Origin of the sequence: Cyanobium sp. NIES-981, assembly GCF_900088535.1 — a bacterium.
Taxonomy (GTDB): Bacteria; Cyanobacteriota; Cyanobacteriia; order PCC-6307; family Cyanobiaceae; genus NIES-981.
Window position 1 is genome coordinate 2,216,638 of sequence record NZ_LT578417.1, and the last position, 20,035, is coordinate 2,236,672.

Consider the following 20,035-nt stretch of genomic DNA (forward strand, 5'->3'; position numbering starts at 1 on the left):
GGTCACAGTCCCGTCCGCCTTCCTTGATCCCGCTGCAGATCGCCCGAGCCGGTGCCCGCTCCAGCGCCCTCATCGGCGCTGCACTCCTGGGCGCCCTGGTGACCTTCGGCCCCACGACGGTGGCCAACGCCCAGGATCTCTTCATCTATCCGGCCGCCGGTCAGAGCCCTGAACAGCAGCGTCAGGATGGTCTGGAATGCCGGCTCTGGGCCATCGACCAGACCGGTTTTGATCCCACCCAGCCCGCCCCTGCATCCAGTGGGGCGCTGGCATCGCCACCCCAGGTTCAGCGGCAGGGGCCCGGCACGGCGCGATCCACCGTTCGTGGTGCCGTCGCTGGCACTGCTGTGGGGGCGATCGTGGGCAACACCGGGCGGGGTGCGGCCGCAGGTGCGACCCAGGGCCTGCTCAGCGGAACAGCCCGCGGTGTGGATCAACGCCGCGCGCAGCAACAGGCCAACGACGACTGGGCCCGCCAGCAGCAGATTGCCGAAGCTGAGCGGCAGCAGCTGCTGCAGTACCGGCGCCGGGCCTTCAACCGCGCGGTCACAGCCTGCATGGAGGGCCGTGGCTACACCGTCAGCTGATTCCTCCTGCCGCCGGCTCAGACGTAGCGTCCGCCGCGTCCCGCTGGGCATGGGGTCGGCGCTGACACTGGTGGCGCTGCTCGGCTGTGGGGGCCCCAGCGGCCGTTCGACCAGCGATGCCCAGCGGGCCGAGCTGGTGGAGCGTCTCTATGCCGACTTCCGCCGAGCTCGGTTCGCCGACGTTCCCGACATCACCGTGGCCGAACTGCAGCGCCAGACCCTGCAGCACCCGCAGCTGGTGCTGGTGGACGTGCGTGAGCTGCGTGAGCGGGCGGTGTCGATTCTGCCCGGGGCCATCAGCGTGGAGGTGTTCGAGCGGCAGAAGGAGCGCTATCGCTCCAGCCTGGTGGTGCCCTACTGCACCATCGGCCTGCGTAGCGGGCTCTACGGCCGCCGGTTGATCCGCGAGGGGTTCCGCACCCGCAACCTGGCGGGAAGCCTGTTGGCCTGGGCCCATGCCGGCCTGCCACTGGAGCACCAGGGGCGGCCCACCCGTCGCGCCCACGTCTTCAGCCCAGGTTGGAATCTGCTGCCCGAGGCCTACGAGGCGGCGGTCAACTAGGGGCGCCCGTTTAGGGGCGCCCGTTCGCCGCGGCCCCGCCCCAGGCCCCACGTCTCAGCCTTCAGGCCTCATGCTGACGGCAGATATGGCCATGGCGCCAGCACCACACCCAGGGAGGGGTCTGCCGGGCGGCCTGCAGATCGGGGCGGTCGCGCAGGCTCACCGGCACGAATTCCGTGGCGTAGCTGAAGCCGTCGTTGCGTTCGGCCTGGTTCAGCACCAGGCTGCCCTCCTCCCCCGACACCGAACGGTGGTACGTGCCGATCGGGATCCGCAGTGCTCCCATGGCGCGGACCAGATGCACCACATGATGGGGCTGGGGCCAGCTGGGATTGAGCAGCGTGAAGGTGCGCTGGCCCTGCAGCACCAGGTTGTGATCCACCTGGTAGCGGTGCAGGTAGTACTGCTCGAAGCACGGTTCGGCGGAGCTGTCATCGGGCGGCGACACCGCCGCGCCGCTGTGTTCCACGATGTCGCTGCCGTTGCTGTGGGGCACGCTGGCGTCGAAGAACGTGACTTGGGGCGTCTCGCGGAACACGTGGATCGGAATGAAGCTCAACCGCATGGCCTGCAGCTCCCGCTGATTCCGGTCTAGCGCCGCGCTGCCGGCCGGCTGCCGCAGCGGCGCTCCATTCCCGGCGTTCCGCTCTCTGGGATGCCTGCGTCACTTCTAGAATCCACCGTTCTCCAGGCTGCCGCATGCCCCGCGCCAAGAGTTCCGTTCCGGCAGCCACCCTGAACGAGAAGGCGGCGCTGCAGGCTCTGCAGGGCGGAACCCTCGAGGATGTGATCCGGGTGCGCGGCGCCCGCCAGCACAACCTCAAGGACGTCGATCTCACCATCCCGCGCAACCGCCTGGTGGTGTTCACCGGGGTGAGCGGCAGCGGCAAGAGTTCGCTGGCCTTCGACACCATCTTCGCCGAGGGTCAGCGGCGCTACGTGGAGAGCCTGTCGGCCTATGCCCGCCAGTTCCTGGGGCAGGTGGACAAGCCCGATGTGGATGCGATCGAGGGCCTGTCGCCGGCGATCTCGATCGATCAGAAATCCACCAGCCACAACCCCCGTTCCACCGTCGGCACGGTCACCGAGATCCAGGACTACCTGCGCCTGCTCTTCGGCCGGGCCGGGGAACCCCACTGCCCGGAGTGCGACCGCTCGATCCGGCCCCAGTCGATCGATGAGATGGTGGACCAGATCCTCACCCTGCCGGAGGGCACGCGCTACCAGCTGCTGGCGCCGGTGGTGCGGGGCAAGAAGGGCACCCACGTGAAGCTGCTCGGCGGGCTGGTGGCGGAGGGTTTTGCCCGGGTGCGCATCAACGGCGAGGTGCGCGAGCTGGCCGACAACATCGAGCTCGACAAGAACCATGCCCACCACATCGATGTGGTGGTGGACCGTCTGATCGCCCGCGAGGGCATCCAGGAGCGGCTCACCGATTCGCTGCGCACCGCCCTCAAGCGCGGCGATGGGCTCGCCCTGGTGGAGGTGGTGCCCAAGGCCGGTGAGGAGCTGCCCCAGGGGGTGGACCAGGAGCGGCTCTACTCCGAGAACTTCGCCTGCCCCGTGCACGGCGCCGTGATGGAGGAGCTTTCCCCGCGCCTCTTCTCCTTCAACAGCCCCTATGGCGCCTGCGCCGACTGCCACGGCATCGGCCATCTGCGCAAGTTCACCCCGGAGCGGGTGATTCCGGATCCCTCCCTGCCCGTGTACGCGGCCGTGGCCCCGTGGGCCGAGAAGGACAACGCCTACTACTTCTCCCTGCTCTATTCGGTGGGGGAGGCCTTCGGCTTCGAGATCAAGACCCCCTGGAACCAGCTCACGGCGGAGCAGCAGCGGGTGCTGCTGCAGGGTTCGGAGGAGCCGATCCCGATCCAGGCCGACAGCCGCTACCGCAAGTCCCAGACCTACGTGCGTCCGTTCGAGGGGATCCTGCCGATCCTGGAGCGCCAGCTGCGTGACGCCAGCGGTGAAGCGATCCGCCAGAAGCTGGAGAAGTATCTGGAGCTGGTGCCCTGTGCCAGCTGCCAGGGGCTGCGGCTCAAGCCCGAGGCCCTGGCGGTGCGGGTGGGCCCGTTCCGGATCCATGAACTCACCAGCACCAGCGTGGGCGAGAGCCTGCGGCGGATCGAGCAGCTGATGGGGGTGGGCGAGAGCGAGGGCTCCGACCCCCTGCTGAGCGCCCGCCAGATCCAGATCGGCGATCTGGTGCTGCGGGAGATCCGCATGCGCCTCAAGTTCCTGCTCGATGTGGGGCTCGACTACCTCAGCCTCGATCGGCCGGCCATGACCCTCTCCGGCGGTGAGGCCCAGCGGATCCGCCTGGCCACCCAGATCGGCGCCGGCCTCACCGGCGTGCTCTACGTGCTGGATGAACCCAGCATCGGCCTGCACCAGCGCGACAACGACCGCCTGCTGGCCACGCTGCTGAAGCTGCGGGATCTGGGCAACACCCTGATCGTGGTGGAGCACGACGAGGACACGATCCGGGCCGCCGACCACCTGGTGGACATCGGCCCGGGCGCCGGCGTGCACGGCGGCCACATCGTGGCGGAGGGCTCCCTGCAGAACCTGCTGGAGGCCACCGACTCCCTCACCGGCGCCTACCTCAGCGGCCGGCGGGCCATTCCCACCCCACCCGAGCGGCGCAGCAGCGGCTCCCGCGCGATCTCCCTGGTGGGCTGCGAGCGCAACAACCTCGCCGGCTTCGACGTGCAGATCCCCCTGGGACGGCTGGTGTGCGTCACCGGGGTGAGCGGCAGCGGCAAGAGCACCCTGGTGAATGAGCTGCTGCATCCGGCCCTCGAGCACAAGCTGGGGCTGAAGGTGCCCTTTCCCGCGGGACTGGCGGAGCTGCGGGGGATCAAGGCGATCGACAAGGTGATCGTGATCGACCAGTCGCCGATCGGCCGTACGCCCCGCTCCAACCCCGCCACCTACACCGGGGCCTTCGATCCGATCCGCCAGGTGTTCGCCGCCACGGTGGAGGCCAAGGCCCGGGGCTACCAGGTGGGTCAGTTCAGCTTCAACGTGAAGGGCGGCCGCTGCGAGGCCTGCAGCGGGCAGGGGGTGAACGTGATCGAGATGAACTTCCTGCCCGATGTGTACGTGCAGTGCGACGTGTGCAAGGGCGCCCGCTACAACCGCGAGACCCTGCAGGTGACCTACAAGGGCTACACGATCGCCGATGTGCTGGAGATGACGGTGGAGCAGGCCGCCGAGGTGTTCAGCGCCATCCCCCAGGCGGCCGACCGGCTGCGCACCCTCGTGGATGTGGGCCTGGGCTACGTGAAGCTGGGCCAGCCGGCCCCCACCCTCTCCGGGGGTGAGGCCCAGCGGGTGAAGCTGGCCACCGAGCTCTCCAAACGGGCCACCGGCAAGACGCTCTATCTGATCGACGAGCCCACCACCGGCCTGAGCTTCTATGACGTGCACAAGCTGATGGATGTGATCCAGCGGCTGGTGGACAAGGGCAACTCGATCCTGGTGATCGAGCACAACCTCGATGTGATCCGCTGCGCCGACTGGATCATCGATCTCGGCCCCGAAGGGGGTGACCGGGGTGGGGAGATCGTGGTGTGCGGCACACCCGAGCAGGTGGCGGAGCATCCCAGCAGCCACACGGGCCGCTACCTGGGCCAGGTGCTCGCCCAGCATCCACCTCTGCAAGCCGCGGCCTGAGCACGGGGCGGAGGAGGCTCCTTGTGATGCCCCGTTGATGAACCGGCACGGGCTTCGACCTGGCGCCAGATATGGAGCCGACGCAGGCTTTGAACACTACCCAAAGCGTTCCAGCTCTACGCTGGCCCCGAAGCCCTGTTACTCGGACCACCGATGCGTGCCCTGGTGACATCCCTGGCCAACAGCCTCATCCTGGATCCGCTGCAAGAGCCTGATCCGGCGCCTTGGGTCTACACCGCCGCAATCCGATCCTCCGCCGATCTGGTGGCGTCACTCACCGGCATCGCCTGCCTGACGCGGGAGCTCGGCTTCACCCGGGATCCCGAGACCCTGTACGCGGAGGATGGGCGCAGCGCCTGCTATCACGCTGAGCACAGCCAGCTGTCCCTGGCCCTCACGGTGAACTGCGATCCGGTGCGGGAGACGGTGTCCCTGGCCCTCAGTGGCCACGGCCGCGACGAAACCCACAGCTGGTTTCAACGGCTGGAAGCGGCCCTGTTCGGCTCCTGCTGACCCGCGGTCGGTCGCAGCAAGTCACCGCCGGCGAGTCGGCCCCGCAATGTCGGCCCATGAGGATGTCCACCGATCCTCGCCACCGAGGATCGAGGGATGGAGCATCCTGATCGGTGTCCGTGATCGGCCTGCCGCTCTCCCCACCGATGTTGCGCCGCTGTCTTCCCGCCCTGGCTTCCCTTGCGCTGCTGCTGGGAGCCACCCCGGCGCGTGCCATCGAGAAGGTTGTCCTCCAGCTGCCCCTGCTCGATTTCGGTTTCACCGTGAAGCTGAGCGAGCTGGAGAACCCCGAAAGCCTCTGGCAGGGCACCAGCGATCTGGCCGAACTCAACCGCGCCACCAACGGCGTGGTGGGGCGACGCCTGAGGGAGATCTTCGACACCCCCCTGCCGGTGGAGACCCGCCTGGTGATCAACCAGGCTGCTGGTACCCCCCTGCTGCAGCAGATCCTCCTGCTGGTCTCGGCGCTCGGTCAGGTGGAGGGGTTGCCGCCGGATCTCAGCGGCAACGACCTCACCGAGGTGCTCAACCGCGCCAGCAGCACGGGTGATCTCAGCCTCTACACCTTCCTGCGGGCCATTCCCGGCGAGTCGGTCACCGTGGATCTGCCCCGTGCCCTCGCCGCCCTGCAACGCATGGCCCTGCAGCAGAAGCAGGCCAGGGCTGTGATCCAGGGCCAGCCGCCTGTCTCCATCGACCCTGCCCTCAGCGCCCCCGGCGGCAGGCCGGTGCGGCGGAGTGTGGTGCGTCTGGCGACGCCCCACCGCCCCCAGCCGCTGGCGGTGGTGCTCGTGGAGCCGGAGCGCGATGCCAACGGCCAGGTGGTGGTGATCTCCCATGGCCTCTGGGACAGTCCGGAGAGTTTCGAGGGCTGGGCCAACCATCTCGCCAGCCACGGCTACCGCGTGGCGCTGCCCAACCATCCGGGCAGCGACGCCGACCAGCAGCGGGCCATGCTGTCGGGTCAGACGCCCCCTCCCGGAGCCGAGGAGCTGCGGCTCCGGCCCCTGGATGTCTCCGCGGTGATCGACGACCTCAAGGCCGACAGGGTGGTGGTGGTGGGTCACTCCTGGGGGGCCACCACCGCCCTGCAGCTGGCGGGCACCCAGCCGAGCAGCGCGCGGCTGCTGGAGCGCTGCGCCGACCTGCAGGATCCGCAGCGCAACCTCAGCTGGGTGCTGCAGTGCAGTTTCCTCACCTCGGCCGACCGAGCTGGCCTGGTGGATTCCCGCGTGGTGGGCGTGCTGGCCGTCAGTCCGCCGATGCGTCTGCTGTTCGACTACGGCGCCGCTCAGTCGATGCAGGCGCGCGCCCTGGTGGTCACCGGCAGCCGCGACTGGGTGGTGCCGCCGGATCCAGAGGCTCTGGACATTCCCCAGACCGCCTTCAGCTATGGCCATCAGATAGTGGTGGCCGATGGTGGCGACCACTTCAACCTGCGGGCTTCCGCCGAGGGCCAGGGCGGGCCGCTGCGGGGCCTGGTGTTGGCCTGGACCCAGGCTGTCTTCGCTGCCGGTGAGGCCGCCCGGCCCTCGCTCAACGCACCGCCCCTGCTGGCGCCGGCGGGCTGGGGAAACACGGAGATTCCTCTGGTTGCGGTGCCGGTCCCCGCCGCCGCTGGTCCGGGCTCCCGATCCTGAGGCTCAGGGCTGGGCGGTGCTGTCGAGCCCGGTTTCGAGGCTGGTGGCCGGGTAATGCCGGTTGCTGTCCGGCATCCAGTAGCTCAGATCGTTGTACCAGAAGAGCCGGCCCGGCACCTGGGCGGAACTGAGCTGGGTGTTGGTCATCGCCGAGAGGAGCTGCCCCATCTCGATGGGGGAGAGATCGGTCTGGATGTCTTCCCCGGCGATCTTCAGCAACCGGGGCAGCTCGGCGAGCATCATGGGGCTCACCAGTTTGCGGAACACCTGGGAGAGCACCAGCTTCTGGCGCTCCATCCGGCCCAGGTCGCCCATCTCATCGTGACGGAAGCGGAGGAAGCCCTCCAGGGTTTCCCCCTTCAGCAGCTGGGGGCCGGGATAGAGATCGATGTAGAGCCCCTGGGCGTTGTCCACGTAGTACATCCGTTTGGGCACATCCACCTCGATGCCGCCGAGGGCATCGGCCAGCCGTTCCACGGCCCGCAGGTTGATGCGCACGTAGCGCTCCACCGGTGCATCCAGCAGCCGGCCCATCTCCTCTTTCACCGCGTCCACGCCGCCGAAGGCGAACAGGGCGTTGGCCTTCACCACCCCCAGCCGTTCGGATTCCACAAAGGTGTCGCGCGGCACCTGGGTGAGATGGGTGGCCCCGTTCTTCACCTGCACCGTGAACATCACATCGGTGTTGTCCGCCACCCGGTCGGTGCCCAGCACAAGCACCTGGCGCTGGCCACTGGCGAACGGGTTCACCATGTCGGCCAGCTTCTCCTTGGGAGCCTGGACCAGGCCGGCCAGGCTGGTGCCCAGCAGATGGGGAACCGGCCCGGCCAGGGCGAAACCGCAGGCGATGCCCAGGCTGAAGGGCACCACGGGCAGCCTGAGACCCCGGCTCTGGCGCTGGTTGGGAGGCTTCTTCTGGTCCCCGGCCTGCGGCGGGGCCGTGTCCCTGCGGCCGAGAGTCCCGGAGGTCTGGCCGATCACGGTCACCCCCCGGGAGCCCGCCCGGCTCCGGCCGCTGCCCGCCCGGGAGCGGCGCAGGGATGACCAGCCGCCCGAATCGCGTGCGTCCTGAGGTGGCGGAACCGGTTGGGCCTGGGTCATGGGGGCTCCTGACGGGCGCACCATAAGGGCCAGAACCCCTGCGCACCAGGGTCAGCCGGCCACTACCCGCACCTGGGCAGCGGCATGGTCGGCCCGGCTCCGGGCGGCGGCGAGATCGGCTCCCCGAGCCAGCGCCACCCCCATGCGGCGATGGGGCCGCGCATCCGGCTTGCCGAACAGCAGCACCTGGGTGTCGGGTTCACGCAGGGCCTCCGCCACCCCTTCGAAGCGCACGGATTCGAGCGCCTCCTCGGCCAGGATCACGCGGCTGGCGGCGGGGCCCACGCTGTGGATCCCTGGGATCGGCAGGTCCAGCACCGCGCGCAGATGCAGTTCGAACTCGCTGAGGTTCTGACCCACCAGCGTCACCAGACCCGTGTCGTGGGGGCGGGGGGAGAGTTCAGAGAACACCACCTCCAGGCTCGAGCCGTCGGCGGAGCCGCTGCCGCTTCCGTTGCCGCGGCGGCACAGAAAGAACTCGACGCCGAACAGGCCGGCTCCCCCCAGGTTGTCGGTGACGGCGCGGGCGATGGCCTGGGCCTCGGCCAGTTCGGTCGCCCCCAGGTCGGCCGGTTGCCAGCTGCACTGGTAGTCGCCCCGCTCCTGGATGTGGCCGATGGGAGGACAGAAGAGGGTGGGGCCGTTCCACTGCTTCACCGTGAGCAGGGTGATCTCCAGCTCGAAGTGGAGGAACTCCTCCACGATGACCCGGCTGCCGGAGCCCCTGGCACCGGCCTGGGCCGCGGCCCAGGCCGCCCCGATCTGCTCCGGGCCCTGCACCACGCTCTGCCCCTTGCCGGAGGAGCTCATCACCGGTTTCACCACCACCGGCCAGCCCAGCGCCGCAGCGGCGGCGGCCAGCTCCTCGGCACTCTCCGCATAGGCGAAGCGGGCCGTGCGCAGCCCCAGCTCGGTGGCGGCCAGGTCGCGGATCCGGTCCCGGTTCATCGTCACGGCCGTGGCCCGGGCCGTGGGAATCACGGTGATGCCCTCGCGCTCAAGCTCCGCCAGCGCGTCCACCGCCAGGGCCTCGATCTCGGGGATCACCAGATCGGGCCGGTGGGCGCGCACCACGGCCTTGAGGGCCTCCGAGTCCGTCATCGGCACCACCTCGGCCGCGTCGGCCACCTGCATGGCCGGCGCACCGGCGTAGCGATCCACGGCCACCACCCGGCAACCCAGGCGCTGGGCGGCCATCGCCACTTCCTTGCCGAGCTCGCCGCTGCCCAGCAACATCACGGTGCGGGGAAAGGAACGCTGCATCGAGCCGGGCATCGGCCTGCCGGAAGGGTGGGGCTCCGTCATCCTCCCGTACGTCCGGCCGCCAGGGCTGCCGCACCCGAGCCAACCCCGCGCCTGCTAGAGAAGCGGTTTGCGTGGGCACCCGGCCATGGCCAGGCTGATCGGATTCCGCACCGCCGGTGATGCGGCCGATGGTCTGCTGTTCGGGTGGGACATCACCACCCTGCAGAACGGGGTGCTGGTGTACCTGGGGGTGTCGTCCCTGGCCTTTGTGGTGGTGTGGGTGGTGGGCTACCTGCGCAGCCGCTGAACGCCCCCGGGTGATGCAGGCTGGGCCCGCTCACTCCTGGGTCACGGCGCCATGGGGTTCGTGGCGGCAGGCGGGTCCTCCCCGCTCCAGAGGGTGAGCTGCCGCACGGGCGTCTCCTCGCTGATGAACCCGTAGGCCTCGAACACGGCGGGATCGGGGTGGGTGATTCTCTGGCCTGCGGCCCGCAGTTCGAGCCGGAACCCTTCCTGGTCCATCTGGCGCATCAGGGCCGCGGCTTCCTCGAACCGCGCCGCCATCGCCGCCAGGCTGGAGCAGTCGGCGGTGAGGCCGGTTTCCTTCCAGGTGAAGTAGGCCATGGGGAGAAAGCACCGATGCGGGAGCGGGGCCGGGTGGGTGATCAGGGCAGCAGCAGCAGCCCCGCCACCACCAGTAGCAGGCTCGCGCCCCAGAAACGGATCACCACCTGCTCCTCGCCGAGGCCGCCCAGCTCGAAGTGATGGTGCAGCGGGGCCATCCGGAACAGGCGGCGGCCCTGGCCGTCCTCTCCCTTCGTGGCCTTGAACACCCACACCTGCGCGATCACCGAGAGCGATTCCGCCACAAACACCCCCCCCATCAGCAGCAGGGGCCAGAGGCTGTTCGAGAGCAGGGCCACGGCGGTGAGGGCGGCCCCCATGGCCAGGGAGCCGGTATCCCCCATGAACAGCCGTGCCGGGTGGCGGTTGTGGGCCAGGAACCCCAGCCAGCAGCCGGCCATGGCCACGCAGAAGCCGGCCAGGGCCGGATCGCCCCCATGGCCGCGCAGCATCAGCTGCAGCCCCAGGCCTGTGAACACCACGGCACCGCAGCCGGCGGCCAGCCCATCGAGGCCATCGGTGAGGTTGGTGGCATTGCTCTCCGCCAGGAAGACGAACAGTCCCAGGGGCCAGATCGCCAGCCCGAGCGGCAGCATCCAGCCGAGCGGCAGGGCCACGCTGCCGGCCTCGCCGCTGCCCAGCCACTGGCCCTGGTGGGCCCAGGCCAGGAACAGCACGGCCGCGAGCGCCTGCAGCAGCAACTTGCCCCGGGGTGTGAGGCCGGTGTTGGTGCGGCGCGTGAGGCTGCGCCAGTCATCGATGGCGCCGATCGCCATGTAGGCGAGGGTGATGGCCGCCACCGCCAGCAGCCGCGGATCCGAAGGGCTGATCAGTCCCCCCAGGATCACCCCCACCGGCACCACCAGCAGCCCCCCCATCGTCGGTGTGCCGCCCTTGCTCAGGTGTGTCTGGGGTCCGTCCTCCCGGATCACCTGGCCCAGCTTCAGCTGCCGCAGCCGGGGCACTCCCCATCCCGTCACCAGGGCCGCGATCAGGGCTGATGCCACCAGCGGCAGGGTGAGCATGGAGTTGGCCACGAAGCGGTCACTGGCCGCGCAGGCCGCCACCAGCACAGCGCCCAGCAACAGCGCCGCCAGGCGGCTGTTGCTGGGCCAGAGGCGTCGGGGGGAGGCTGTGGGAGAGGTGGGAGTCAACGGGGCAGGGCGGCACCGTGGCCCAGTTTCCCTGACGCCTCAGCCACGCCGCGCCACCAGGGCGCGGCGCCGTGGCCGCGGCTCAGTCTTCCCAGGCCTCGTCCTGCTGCTCATCGGCCTGGTTGTAGTCCTCCTTCTCGCCCATGAGCGCCGAGAGCTCCTCCTCTTCCACCGTGCTCACCTCGGTGGAGGCGGTTTCCTCGTCGGCCACCAGGCGCCCGCTGGATTCCAGCCAGCTGAGCAGGTCGGGCTCATCCCGCAGGGGGAGCACCGGTGCCGGCTCCTGGCGCCCGTAGCGGGTGAGGGAGGGGTTGATGCTGTCGAGTCGGCTGATGCCAGTGGGGGAGAGTGTGCTCATACGATCCGACGTCCGGGGGGCTGGGCTGGCGATGGAGGCAGGTCTGCTGTCAGGGGTCCGGCTCCAGGCCCCGCGGGAACGGCGATTCCGGGAAGTGCGGCCCGGAGCTGCGGCGCCCGGCACCGCGCTCAGCCGTGCTGAGCTGTGGGGCGGAGGCGCGGAGACCGTGATCAAACGACAGTCCAATCTGGGATCTTAGCGTCCCCTGCGCGTGAGCCACCTTCCCATGGCCGGTCCTGCCGCCTTTTCCGCCGAAGCCCGCTCGGTGTTGCGGCTCTGGGCCCTGGCCCTGGCCCTCAGTGCCGCCCTTGTGGCCGCCGGTGATCGCTGGCCCCAGCCCCTGAGGCCCGACCCGGGCGCGGTGGTGGCCCTGGTGCTGGGAGTGCCCGTGCTGATGGCCCTGCTCGTGCTGCTGCGCTGGCCTCTGCCGCAGCCGCGAGCGGCCCCGCCGGGAGGTCCGGCGGGCCACAGGGGAGAATCGAGCGACTGAGCGCATGGAGACCAGGCGATGGGCCGGGCCAAGAAGGCTGTGCTGGCGTACTCCGGTGGGGTGGACACGAGCGTCTGCATTCCCTATCTGATGAACGAGTGGGGCGTGGAGGAGGTGATCACCTTCGCCGCCGACCTCGGCCAGGGTGACGAGCTCGAGCCCATCCGCCGCAAGGCCCTGGATGCCGGTGCTTCCCAGTCGCTGGTGGGGGATCTGATCGAGCCCTTCATCACGGAGTTCGCCTTCCCCGCCATCCGCGCCAACGCGCTCTACGAGGGGCGTTACCCCCTCTCCACGGCCCTGGCGCGCCCTCTGATCGCCCGGCGCCTGGTGGAGATCGCCCGCGAGGTGGGGGCGGATGCCGTGGCCCATGGCTGCACGGGCAAGGGGAACGACCAGGTGCGCTTCGATGTGGCCATCGGCGCCCTCGCGCCCGACCTCAAGGTGCTCACCCCCGCCCGGGAGTGGGGCATGAGCCGCGAGGAGACGATCGCCTACGGCGAGCGCTGCGGCATTCCTTCCCCGGTGAGCAAGGGCTCGCCCTATTCGATCGATCTCAACCTGCTGGGCCGCTCGATCGAGGCCGGCCCCCTGGAAGATCCGTCGGTGGAGCCGCCCGAGGAGGTCTACGCCATGACCCGCTCGGTGCAGGACGCCCCGGAGGAGCCGCAGACCATCACCATCGACTTCGAGCAGGGCAACCCCGTGGCCATCGATGGCGAGTCGCTCGATCCCGTGAGTCTGATCCGCCGGGCCAATGCGCTGGCGGGGCTGCATGGCTTCGGCCGGCTGGACATGATCGAGAACCGGGTGGTGGGGATCAAGAGCCGGGAGATCTATGAGACCCCCGGGCTGCTGCTGCTGATCCGCGCCCACCAGGAACTGGAGAGCCTCACCCTGGCCGCCGACGTGGTGCGCACCAAGCGCCAGCTCGAGCAGCAGTGGGCCGATCTGGTCTACCAGGGGCTGTGGTTCGGCCCCCTGAAGGACGCCCTGGACGGCTTCTTCGACCGTACCCAGCGCACGGTGAACGGCTCGGTGCGGCTGCGGCTGCACAAGGGAAACGCCACGGTGGTGGGGCGCCAGAGTGCCGCCAACAGCCTCTACGTGCCGGACATGGCCACCTACGGTTCGGATGATCGGTTCGATCACCGGGCCGCCGAGGGTTTCATCTACGTGTGGGGCCTGCCCACGCGTCTCTGGGCAGCGAGCCACCGGAGCGGCTGATCGGCGTGCCCATGGGCCCGGCGGGGCTCAGGCCGGTCGGCGACCCTCGAGGCCGAAGGCGTGGCGCAGGGCCTGGCCCAGGGAGGGGCGCCCGGCACGGCCGGGCAGGCGGTGGGGCTCGAGCGCTTCAGGCGCACTGCCCTGCAGTTGAAGCACCTGCTGGCGGAGCTTGCCGTTCTGCTCAAGCAACCGTTGGCGTTGGGTGAGGATGGGGGCCATCCGCTCCTCGAACTTCCGCTCGAAGATCTCGGGCAGCGTGTCCAGCAGGCTGCGCAGATCCTCCAGCTCCCGGTGGGCGGCCCTGAGCTCCTGCAGCACCGCGAGCCGTCGTGCTGCAGGCGGATCGCGATCCACCGGCCCCGGCTGCACCGGGTGGTGGCCGCTGAGCGGGTCGGTGCCAGGACGCTGGAACATCGGGCGAACCTACGCTGCCTGGCCCCGGTTGACAAGGTGCGCCCCCGGGGCTCCAGCGAGGAACCCCTGGGGGCGCCGGGACGGCAGGCTCAGACCGTGGCGGGCTGGGGAGCGGCGTCGCTCGTGCTGCCGACAGCGGCGCGGGGGGCCGGCATCGGGCCGTCCTGCTTGACCGTGAGGTAGCGGATCACGTCCTCGGAGAGACGCATGGCGCGCTCCAGAGGTGCCACCTGCTGGCCGTCGCCGTTGTGGTTGAGCTGCACGTAGATCCCCTCCCGATGCTTGTCGATCGAGTAGGCCAGCCGCCGCTTGCCGCGCATCTGGCAGTCGAGCACCTCGCCACCGGATTCGGTCACCAGATCGCGGTACTTGGTGATGTGGCTCTCAACCTCCTCCTCCGGAATGTCCGGACGAAGGATGTACATCGTTTCGTAGTAAGGCTGCGTCATGGAGTCGCCTGTCGAAGAGGCCCGCAGGGGCGTGGAAAGGGCGGTTGCCGATGGTCCGGGCCTCTGCCTGGCCCATCAGCGACGGATCGCCCAACCTATCGCAGCGACGCAGCCGCTCAGCCCGGCGCTCCTCCGGGCACTCAGTAGAGCTGCATCCGCACGGCGTCGGACACGGCCGGCAGGTCGGCCTCCTCGCCCCGCAGGCTCTGCACCATGCCGAACACCACCAGCACCATCGCCCCCAGGAACACGGTGTTGCTGAGGGTGCGCAGAGCGAAGCCCCCTCCCATCGGGGCCAGCAGCACGGTGAACACCAGGGACACCAGCACCAGCAGGATGTCGATCAGGATCGCCTGCAGCACGCTGAAGCGGATCAGGTAGGGCACCCGGGGGTTGCGCACCACCGCCAGGAACAGCACCAGGAAGAGCAGGAACCCCCCGAACGGCACGGCCTGCTGCAGCAGGGCCACCGGCAGGGCCGGCAGGGTGAGCCACTGCAGCACCGGGAAGAGGCCGAACAACCCCCGGCCGAAGCCCACCGCATCGGCCCAGGGCAGGAGGTAGGCCAGGGCTGCCAGCAGTCGATGCCAGAGCGGGGCGCCTTGCATGGCAGGGGTGACGTCTTGGCCCTGCAGGCTAGGCAGCCGCCAGCTGCCGCTCGGCCGCCGCCCGCATCGCCTCCACGGGCACGTCTGTGATTCCGCTCCAGAGCCGCAGGGCGGCGGCGCCCTGCTGCACCAGCATCTCGAGCCCGTCGATCGTGCGGCAGCCCCGGGGCTCCGCCGCCCGCAGCAGCCGGCTGGGCCGCGGGGTGTAGATGAGGTCGTACACCCAGCACTCCTGCGGCAGAGCGGCGAGGTCGGGGGCGTCCAGCGGGCAGGCGCGGGCCGCACCGGGGTCGGCGGGGGAGGCCATCCCCACGGGCGTGGTGTTCACCAGCAGCTGGCACGCGGGCAGCAGCTCGCCCAGCCGCTCCCAGGGATGGGTGCAGAGCTGGGGGGCCCAGGCCCGGCAGCCGCCCACGAAGCGCTCCAGGCTGGCGGGCTGCCGGCCCACCACCGCGATCGCCCCGCAGCCCAGGTCCACCAGGCCCGCCACCACGGCCCTGGCGCTGCCTCCGCAACCCAGCACCACCGCCCGGCTGCCCTGCCAGGCATGGCCGTCCTGCCGCAGGGGCGCCAGGAAGCCCTCCACGTCGGTGTTGGTGCCGAGCCATCCCCCGGCCTGCCGCCGCACCAGCGTGTTCACGGCCCCCACCCGGGCGGCGAGGGGAGAGAGGTCAGCGCAGAGCGTCGCCACCGCCTGCTTGTGCGGCAGGGTCACATTGAGGCCGCGGCAGTCGAGGGCCTCCAGGGCCCGCACCACGGCGGCCAGCTCAGCGGCAGGGGTGGGCAGGGCCAGGTAGATCCAGTCGAGCCCGAGGGCAGCCAGGGCGGCGTTGTGCATGGCCGGCGACAGCGAGTGCCGCACCGGATCCCCCAGCACTCCCAGCAGGGCCGTGGACGCGGAGATCGGCAGGGCCATCGCGGGCGGGGCGGCGGGACAGCCCCGGAACCGTAACCGCCTGTTCGGGAACCACCCCTCGCCTGGCCCCGTCCCCGCTGATGAAGATGCAGAGACGCAACTCGAACCACTGAGGAGGTGGGAACCCATGGGAAAGGTCGTCGGTATTGACCTCGGCACCACGAACAGCTGTGTCGCCGTGATGGAGGGCGGCAAGCCCACGGTGATCGCCAACGCGGAAGGGTTCCGCACCACCCCCTCGGTGGTGGCCTACACCAAGAACCAGGACCAGCTGGTGGGCCAGATCGCCAAGCGCCAGGCGGTGATGAACCCCGAGAACACCTTCTATTCGGTGAAACGCTTCATCGGCCGCCGGGTGGACGAGGTGAACGAGGAATCGAAGGAAGTGAGCTACGGCGTGGAGAAGGCCGGCTCCAACGTGAAGGTGAAGTGCCCGGTGCTGAACAAGCAGTTCGCCCCGGAGGAGGTGAGTGCCCAGGTGCTGCGCAAGCTGGCCGAGGACGCCGGCAAGTATCTCGGTGAAACGGTGACCCAGGCGGTGATCACCGTGCCCGCCTACTTCAACGACTCCCAGCGCCAGGCCACCAAGGACGCCGGCAAGATCGCCGGCCTCGAGGTGCTGCGCATCATCAACGAGCCCACCGCGGCCGCCCTGGCCTACGGCCTCGACAAGAAGAGCAACGAGCGCATCCTGGTGTTCGACCTGGGCGGCGGCACCTTCGACGTGTCGGTGCTGGAGGTGGGCGACGGCGTGTTCGAGGTGCTCTCCACCTCCGGTGACACCCACTTGGGCGGCGACGACTTCGACAAGGTGATCGTGGATCACCTGGCCGACAGCTTCAAGGCCAACGAAGGCATCGATCTGCGTCAGGACAAGCAGGCCCTGCAGCGCCTCACCGAGGCGGCCGAGAAGGCCAAGATCGAGCTCTCCAGCGCCACCCAGAGCGAGATCAACCTGCCCTTCATCACGGCCACGCCGGAGGGGCCCAAGCACCTCGACCTCACCCTCACCCGGGCCAAGTTCGAGGAGCTGGCCAGCAAGCTGATCGACCGCTGCCGCGTGCCGGTGGAGCAGGCCCTCAAGGACGCCAAGCTCTCCTCCTCGGAGCTCGATGAGGTGGTGATGGTGGGCGGTTCCACCCGCATCCCGGCGGTGCTGGAGCTGGTGAAGCGCATCACCGGCAAGGACCCCAACCAGACCGTGAACCCCGATGAGGTGGTGGCCGTGGGTGCCGCCATCCAGGGCGGTGTGCTGGCCGGTGAGGTGAAGGACATCCTGCTGCTGGACGTCACCCCCCTCTCGCTGGGTGTGGAGACCCTCGGCGGCGTGATGACCAAGATGATCCCCCGCAACACCACCATCCCCACCAAGAAGTCGGAGGTGTACTCCACCGCGGTGGATGGCCAGACCAACGTGGAGATCCACGTGCTCCAGGGCGAGCGCGAGATGGCCAGCGACAACAAGTCGCTCGGCACCTTCCGCCTCGACGGCATCCCCCCGGCTCCCCGTGGCGTGCCCCAGATCGAGGTGACCTTCGACATCGACGCCAACGGCATCCTGAGCGTGACCGCCAAGGACAAGGGCAGCGGCAAGGAGCAGAGCATCTCGATCACCGGCGCCTCCACCCTCAGCGACAACGAGGTGGACAAGATGGTGAAGGACGCCGAGGCCAATGCCGCGGCCGACAAGGAGAAGCGCGAGCGCATCGACCTCAAGAACCAGGCCGAAACCGCCATCTACCAGGCCGAGAAGCAGCTGGGCGAACTCGGCGACAAGGTGAGCGCCGAGGACAGGGAGAAGGTGGAGAGCTCCAGCAAGGCGCTCAAGGAGGCCGTCGAGAAGGAGGACTTCGCCACGGTGAAGACCGAGCTTGAAGCCCTGCAGAAGGCCCTCTACGCCGCCGGTGCCGCTGTGTACCAGCAGGCCGCCGGTGCCGAGGCCGCCGCGGGCGCGGCGGGTGGCAACGGCGCCAGTGCCGAGGCCGGCAGCGGCTCCTCCAGCGACGACGTCATCGACGCCGAATTCACCGAGAGCAAGTGAGGTCCAGGCGTCTTCGCGGCTGATCTCCAGCCTCGAGCCCCAGCCCCCATCCCGGGGGCTTTTTTGCTGTCACGTCACCGGGCAGTTGCCTCACCCGTAGCGGCCGGCCATGAAAAAAGCCCCCCAGCGGGGGGCGCGGGGTCTCCGCCGGTCAATCGGACCCGGGTTCAGGGGCTGATCCGGGCCACGGCGGCCATCGACTTCTCCACCACGGCGGCAGGCATGGTCACGTAGCCCAGCTCCGGAGCCAGGGCCTGATTCGGCTCCGACAGCATCGTGTTGAACACCTTCTTGAGCAGATCGGTCTTGTCGCCGTTGCCGCTCTCGTAAGCCAGGATCCAGGTGAAGGTGACGATCGGGTAGCCCTTGGCGGGATTGGGATCGCCGCCGATCAGATCGGGGCCCAGGTCGATGGCGGCGAGGGCCTCGCTCTCGGTGGCGTTGGTGGGTTTGACGATGTCACCGGATCCGTTCTGCAGGGCGGCAGCCTGGAGTTTGCCCTGGACGTAGGCCACCTCCACGTAGCCCAGGCCGCCCTCGAGCTGGTTGAGCTGGGCCGCCACGCCCTCGTTACCCTTGGCACCGACGCCGGTGGGCCAGTTCACCGCCTTGTCGGCCCCAGGGCCTGCGCTCCAGTCCTGGCTGATCGCCGCCAGGTGCTTGGTGAAGTTGTAGGTGGTGCCGGAGCCGTCGGAGCGGTGCACGATGGTGATCGTCTTGTCGTCGCAGCCGAGCTCCTTGTAGTTGGTGATCTTGCCGAGGAAGATGTCCGCCAGCTGCTTCTGGGTGAGCTTGAGCTCGCAGCCGGGGTTGTTGTAGGCCACGGCGATCGCGCCGGCCGTCATCGGGATCTGCAGCACGCCCCGGGGCACCTTGGCGATGTCGTCGGCCTTCATCGGCGCGTCGGAGGCGCCGAAGTCCACGGTGCCGGCGATGAACTGGCGCACACCGGCTCCGGAGCCCACCGACTGGTAATTCACATTGATGCCCTCCCCGCTCATGTCCTTGAACCAGCGCTGGTAGATGGCAGCCGGGAAGGAGGCTCCGGCTCCGTTGAGGGTGCCGGTGAGCCCGGATCCGCTCCCGCCACCGCCGCCGCAGGCGGCCAGGGAGAGGGAGAGGCCCGACAGGGCGAGGGCAGCGGCGGTGCGGCGGGGCAGGCCGGAAAGCAGCGTCATGTCTGTGGTGGCGGGGAAGGGAGGTAACGACGTCACCGGCTCGAACGTACGCAGCGGGGGTGCCCTCCCGCCATAACGCGTTCTTAACGAGGCTGGGGTGCCCCCTCCACCTGTGTCACCACCCATTCGGCACTGGCCGGGGCCAGCAGCACCCCATTGCGGTAGTGCCCACTGGCGATGAGCAGCCCAGGTTCCAGCTGCTCCAGCACCGGGGCCGGCCGATCCACCGGCCGGGCGCGATGGCCGTGCCACCGCTGCTCCACCCTGGCCGACGCCAGCCAGTCGAGCTGGGCATCCCCCCAGTGCCGCAGTGCCGCCAGCCGGGCGGGATCCGCCACGTGCCCGGGCTCGAGGCTGGCTCCCAGCCAGAAGTGCCGTCCACCAGGCCGGTCGGGCCGGGGAACCAGGTTGACTCCACGCCACACCACCACCCCCGGCCAGCTCCAGGCCGGGGGCGCCACCAGGCTGAGCTCCAGGGCCTGGCCGAGCACGGGGGTGATCGGCAGCTGATGCCCCAGGTTCCGCAGCAAGTCCGTGCACGCCACTCCTGCCGTGAGCACCAGCCAGGGCGTGACGGCCAGCGCCTCGCCCCCTTCCCCCTCCAGGCGCCAGCCGTCGGCGCCCCCCTGCCGGCGGATCGCCGTGACCCGGCGCGCCTGGCTCCGCAGTCCGGCGGCGCGGGCGTCGGCGAGCAGGGCGGCCATGGCGTCGCCGGGATCCAGTTGTCCATCCCGGGGAGAGAACAGGGCCCCGGAGGCAGCGGGGGGAACGGAGGGCTCCAACGCGCTGAGCCGTTCCCTGTCCCACTGCTCCAGCGGCAGCCCCATGGCCTGGCGCTCCTCCACCAGCCGCTGCTGGCGCAGCAGCTCCTCGGCGTCCGCGGCCAGCCACAGCAGGCCATGGCGGTAGGCCAGGCGGTGCCCCTGCGCCTCGAGCAGGGGGATCCAGCTGTGCCACAGCTCGAGGCTGCGCTGGCGCAGCCGCCAGGCACGGCCGCGGCCGCGGTGAAACACCTGGGCCATGAGCACGCCGAGGGCGGCCGTGCTGCCGCTGCGCCGCTCCGGATCAGGCGACCGTGCAGCGGAGCCGGAGGGCTCGAGGGCGGGATCCACCAGCAGCACCGGGTGGCCCCGCCGCTGCAGCAGCCAGGCGCAGCACAGACCCACGATGCCGGCTCCCACGACCGCCACCGGCTGGCGGGACGAGGCCGGGGCCAGGCAGGCTGCAGCCTCGTTCACGGCTTCCCGGCG

21 protein-coding genes are annotated in these 20,035 nt (G+C 69.9%); 9 read left to right on the top strand and 12 right to left on the bottom strand.

From position 1 onward, the window contains the following. Positions 1-23: 23 nt before the first annotated feature. A complete protein-coding gene (locus tag CBM981_RS11210; protein WP_197686655.1) occupies positions 24-587 on the top strand; it encodes a glycine zipper family protein in 564 nt (187 codons plus the stop codon). 49 nt (positions 588-636) lie between these two features. Further along, positions 637-1,149, top strand: a complete 513-nt coding sequence (locus CBM981_RS11215; RefSeq protein ID WP_087068473.1) for a rhodanese-like domain-containing protein — start codon at positions 637-639, stop codon at positions 1,147-1,149. Positions 1,150-1,210: 61 nt separating this feature from the next. Here CBM981_RS11215 and CBM981_RS11220 read toward each other — a convergent pair whose 3' ends face one another. Then, positions 1,211-1,714 carry a hemagglutinin gene (locus CBM981_RS11220; protein WP_087068474.1) on the bottom strand — a complete coding sequence of 168 codons (504 nt, stop codon included), beginning with the start codon at positions 1,712-1,714 and terminating at the stop codon, positions 1,211-1,213. 134 nt (positions 1,715-1,848) lie between these two features. On the opposite strand from CBM981_RS11220, the gene uvrA reads away from it, so the two are divergent. The 3 genes from uvrA to CBM981_RS11235 all read left to right on the top strand — a co-directional run bounded on the left by uvrA (position 1,849) and on the right by CBM981_RS11235 (position 6,980). After that, positions 1,849-4,827: an excinuclease ABC subunit UvrA gene (gene uvrA / locus CBM981_RS11225; protein ID WP_157665422.1), complete on the top strand. Its 2,979-nt coding sequence runs from the start codon at positions 1,849-1,851 to the stop codon at positions 4,825-4,827. Positions 4,828-4,980: 153 nt separating this feature from the next. Further along, positions 4,981-5,340: a hypothetical protein gene (locus tag CBM981_RS11230; protein WP_087068475.1), complete on the top strand. Its 360-nt coding sequence runs from the start codon at positions 4,981-4,983 to the stop codon at positions 5,338-5,340. Between the two features lie 113 nt (positions 5,341-5,453). Further along, complete coding sequence (locus CBM981_RS11235) at positions 5,454-6,980, top strand: alpha/beta fold hydrolase (RefSeq protein WP_225867367.1); 1,527 nt, start codon at positions 5,454-5,456, stop codon at positions 6,978-6,980. 3 nt (positions 6,981-6,983) lie between these two features. Here CBM981_RS11235 and CBM981_RS11240 read toward each other — a convergent pair whose 3' ends face one another. Both CBM981_RS11240 and purT read right to left on the bottom strand, forming a co-directional pair. After that, positions 6,984-8,081: an LCP family protein gene (locus CBM981_RS11240; protein WP_087068476.1), complete on the bottom strand. Its 1,098-nt coding sequence runs from the start codon at positions 8,079-8,081 to the stop codon at positions 6,984-6,986. Positions 8,082-8,132: 51 nt separating this feature from the next. Beyond that, positions 8,133-9,356, bottom strand: a complete 1,224-nt coding sequence (gene purT / locus CBM981_RS11245; RefSeq protein ID WP_225867368.1) for a formate-dependent phosphoribosylglycinamide formyltransferase — start codon at positions 9,354-9,356, stop codon at positions 8,133-8,135. A 115-nt stretch (positions 9,357-9,471) separates the two neighbouring features. Here purT and CBM981_RS11250 point away from each other — a divergent pair, with 115 nt between their 5' ends. Continuing rightward, positions 9,472-9,633 (top strand): cytochrome B6, encoded by a 162-nt coding sequence (locus CBM981_RS11250; RefSeq protein WP_087068477.1) that lies wholly within the window; start codon positions 9,472-9,474, stop codon positions 9,631-9,633. A 41-nt stretch (positions 9,634-9,674) separates the two neighbouring features. Here CBM981_RS11250 and CBM981_RS11255 read toward each other — a convergent pair whose 3' ends face one another. The 3 genes from CBM981_RS11255 to CBM981_RS11265 all read right to left on the bottom strand — a co-directional run bounded on the left by CBM981_RS11255 (position 9,675) and on the right by CBM981_RS11265 (position 11,462). Continuing rightward, the gene (locus CBM981_RS11255; RefSeq protein WP_087068478.1) at positions 9,675-9,950 is read right to left on the bottom strand and encodes a hypothetical protein; all 276 of its coding nucleotides are present in this window, start codon (positions 9,948-9,950) and stop codon (positions 9,675-9,677) included. Positions 9,951-9,991: 41 nt separating this feature from the next. Further along, positions 9,992-11,104, bottom strand: coding sequence for a phospho-N-acetylmuramoyl-pentapeptide-transferase (gene mraY, locus CBM981_RS11260; protein WP_087068479.1), 1,113 nt, complete (start codon positions 11,102-11,104; stop codon positions 9,992-9,994). An 82-nt stretch (positions 11,105-11,186) separates the two neighbouring features. Continuing rightward, on the bottom strand, positions 11,187-11,462 hold the full coding sequence (locus tag CBM981_RS11265) for a DUF3134 family protein (protein WP_087068480.1): 276 nt from the start codon (positions 11,460-11,462) through the stop codon (positions 11,187-11,189). Positions 11,463-11,688: 226 nt separating this feature from the next. Here CBM981_RS11265 and CBM981_RS11270 point away from each other — a divergent pair, with 226 nt between their 5' ends. Together CBM981_RS11270 and CBM981_RS11275 are read left to right on the top strand one after the other, a co-directional pair. Beyond that, complete coding sequence (locus CBM981_RS11270; RefSeq protein ID WP_087068481.1) at positions 11,689-11,952, top strand: hypothetical protein; 264 nt, start codon at positions 11,689-11,691, stop codon at positions 11,950-11,952. Positions 11,953-11,970: 18 nt separating this feature from the next. After that, a complete protein-coding gene (locus CBM981_RS11275) occupies positions 11,971-13,179 on the top strand; it encodes an argininosuccinate synthase (protein WP_087068482.1) in 1,209 nt (402 codons plus the stop codon). A gap of 27 nt (positions 13,180-13,206) precedes the next feature. Here the strand turns inward: CBM981_RS11275 and CBM981_RS11280 are convergent, their stop codons facing one another. From CBM981_RS11280 to CBM981_RS11295, 4 genes are all read right to left on the bottom strand, one after another. Continuing rightward, on the bottom strand, positions 13,207-13,593 hold the full coding sequence (locus CBM981_RS11280) for a hypothetical protein (protein ID WP_087068483.1): 387 nt from the start codon (positions 13,591-13,593) through the stop codon (positions 13,207-13,209). 89 nt (positions 13,594-13,682) lie between these two features. Then, positions 13,683-14,042 carry a 30S ribosomal protein S6 gene (rpsF, locus tag CBM981_RS11285; protein WP_087068484.1) on the bottom strand — a complete coding sequence of 120 codons (360 nt, stop codon included), beginning with the start codon at positions 14,040-14,042 and terminating at the stop codon, positions 13,683-13,685. A gap of 140 nt (positions 14,043-14,182) precedes the next feature. Then, positions 14,183-14,650, bottom strand: coding sequence for a Tic20 family protein (locus CBM981_RS11290; protein WP_087068485.1), 468 nt, complete (start codon positions 14,648-14,650; stop codon positions 14,183-14,185). Positions 14,651-14,678: 28 nt separating this feature from the next. Continuing rightward, positions 14,679-15,566, bottom strand: coding sequence for a shikimate dehydrogenase (locus tag CBM981_RS11295; protein WP_087068486.1), 888 nt, complete (start codon positions 15,564-15,566; stop codon positions 14,679-14,681). A 127-nt stretch (positions 15,567-15,693) separates the two neighbouring features. Between CBM981_RS11295 and dnaK the strand changes: the two genes are divergently transcribed. Further along, complete coding sequence (dnaK, locus tag CBM981_RS11300) at positions 15,694-17,607, top strand: molecular chaperone DnaK (RefSeq protein WP_087068487.1); 1,914 nt, start codon at positions 15,694-15,696, stop codon at positions 17,605-17,607. Positions 17,608-17,774: 167 nt separating this feature from the next. Here dnaK and pstS read toward each other — a convergent pair whose 3' ends face one another. Both pstS and CBM981_RS11310 read right to left on the bottom strand, forming a co-directional pair. Next, on the bottom strand, positions 17,775-18,785 hold the full coding sequence (gene pstS / locus CBM981_RS11305) for a phosphate ABC transporter substrate-binding protein PstS (RefSeq protein ID WP_087068488.1): 1,011 nt from the start codon (positions 18,783-18,785) through the stop codon (positions 17,775-17,777). An 83-nt stretch (positions 18,786-18,868) separates the two neighbouring features. After that, a complete protein-coding gene (locus CBM981_RS11310; protein WP_087068489.1) occupies positions 18,869-20,023 on the bottom strand; it encodes an FAD-binding oxidoreductase in 1,155 nt (384 codons plus the stop codon). Between the last annotated feature and the right edge of the window lie 12 nt (positions 20,024-20,035).

Coding starts and splice junctions, on each gene's coding strand:
- CBM981_RS11215 (WP_087068473.1), top strand. CDS start 637: ATGGGGTCGGCGCTGACACTGGTGGCGCTGCTCGGCTGTGGGGGCCCC.
- CBM981_RS11220 (WP_087068474.1), bottom strand. CDS start 1,714: ATGCGGTTGAGCTTCATTCCGATCCACGTGTTCCGCGAGACGCCCCAA.
- uvrA (WP_157665422.1), top strand. CDS start 1,849: ATGCCCCGCGCCAAGAGTTCCGTTCCGGCAGCCACCCTGAACGAGAAG.
- CBM981_RS11230 (WP_087068475.1), top strand. CDS start 4,981: ATGCGTGCCCTGGTGACATCCCTGGCCAACAGCCTCATCCTGGATCCG.
- CBM981_RS11240 (WP_087068476.1), bottom strand. CDS start 8,081: ATGACCCAGGCCCAACCGGTTCCGCCACCTCAGGACGCACGCGATTCG.
- purT (WP_225867368.1), bottom strand. CDS start 9,356: ATGCCCGGCTCGATGCAGCGTTCCTTTCCCCGCACCGTGATGTTGCTG.
- CBM981_RS11250 (WP_087068477.1), top strand. CDS start 9,472: ATGGCCAGGCTGATCGGATTCCGCACCGCCGGTGATGCGGCCGATGGT.
- CBM981_RS11255 (WP_087068478.1), bottom strand. CDS start 9,950: ATGGCCTACTTCACCTGGAAGGAAACCGGCCTCACCGCCGACTGCTCC.
- CBM981_RS11265 (WP_087068480.1), bottom strand. CDS start 11,462: ATGAGCACACTCTCCCCCACTGGCATCAGCCGACTCGACAGCATCAAC.
- CBM981_RS11270 (WP_087068481.1), top strand. CDS start 11,689: ATGGCCGGTCCTGCCGCCTTTTCCGCCGAAGCCCGCTCGGTGTTGCGG.
- CBM981_RS11275 (WP_087068482.1), top strand. CDS start 11,971: ATGGGCCGGGCCAAGAAGGCTGTGCTGGCGTACTCCGGTGGGGTGGAC.
- CBM981_RS11280 (WP_087068483.1), bottom strand. CDS start 13,593: ATGTTCCAGCGTCCTGGCACCGACCCGCTCAGCGGCCACCACCCGGTG.
- rpsF (WP_087068484.1), bottom strand. CDS start 14,042: ATGACGCAGCCTTACTACGAAACGATGTACATCCTTCGTCCGGACATT.
- CBM981_RS11290 (WP_087068485.1), bottom strand. CDS start 14,650: ATGCAAGGCGCCCCGCTCTGGCATCGACTGCTGGCAGCCCTGGCCTAC.
- CBM981_RS11295 (WP_087068486.1), bottom strand. CDS start 15,566: ATGGCCCTGCCGATCTCCGCGTCCACGGCCCTGCTGGGAGTGCTGGGG.
- dnaK (WP_087068487.1), top strand. CDS start 15,694: ATGGGAAAGGTCGTCGGTATTGACCTCGGCACCACGAACAGCTGTGTC.
- pstS (WP_087068488.1), bottom strand. CDS start 18,785: ATGACGCTGCTTTCCGGCCTGCCCCGCCGCACCGCCGCTGCCCTCGCC.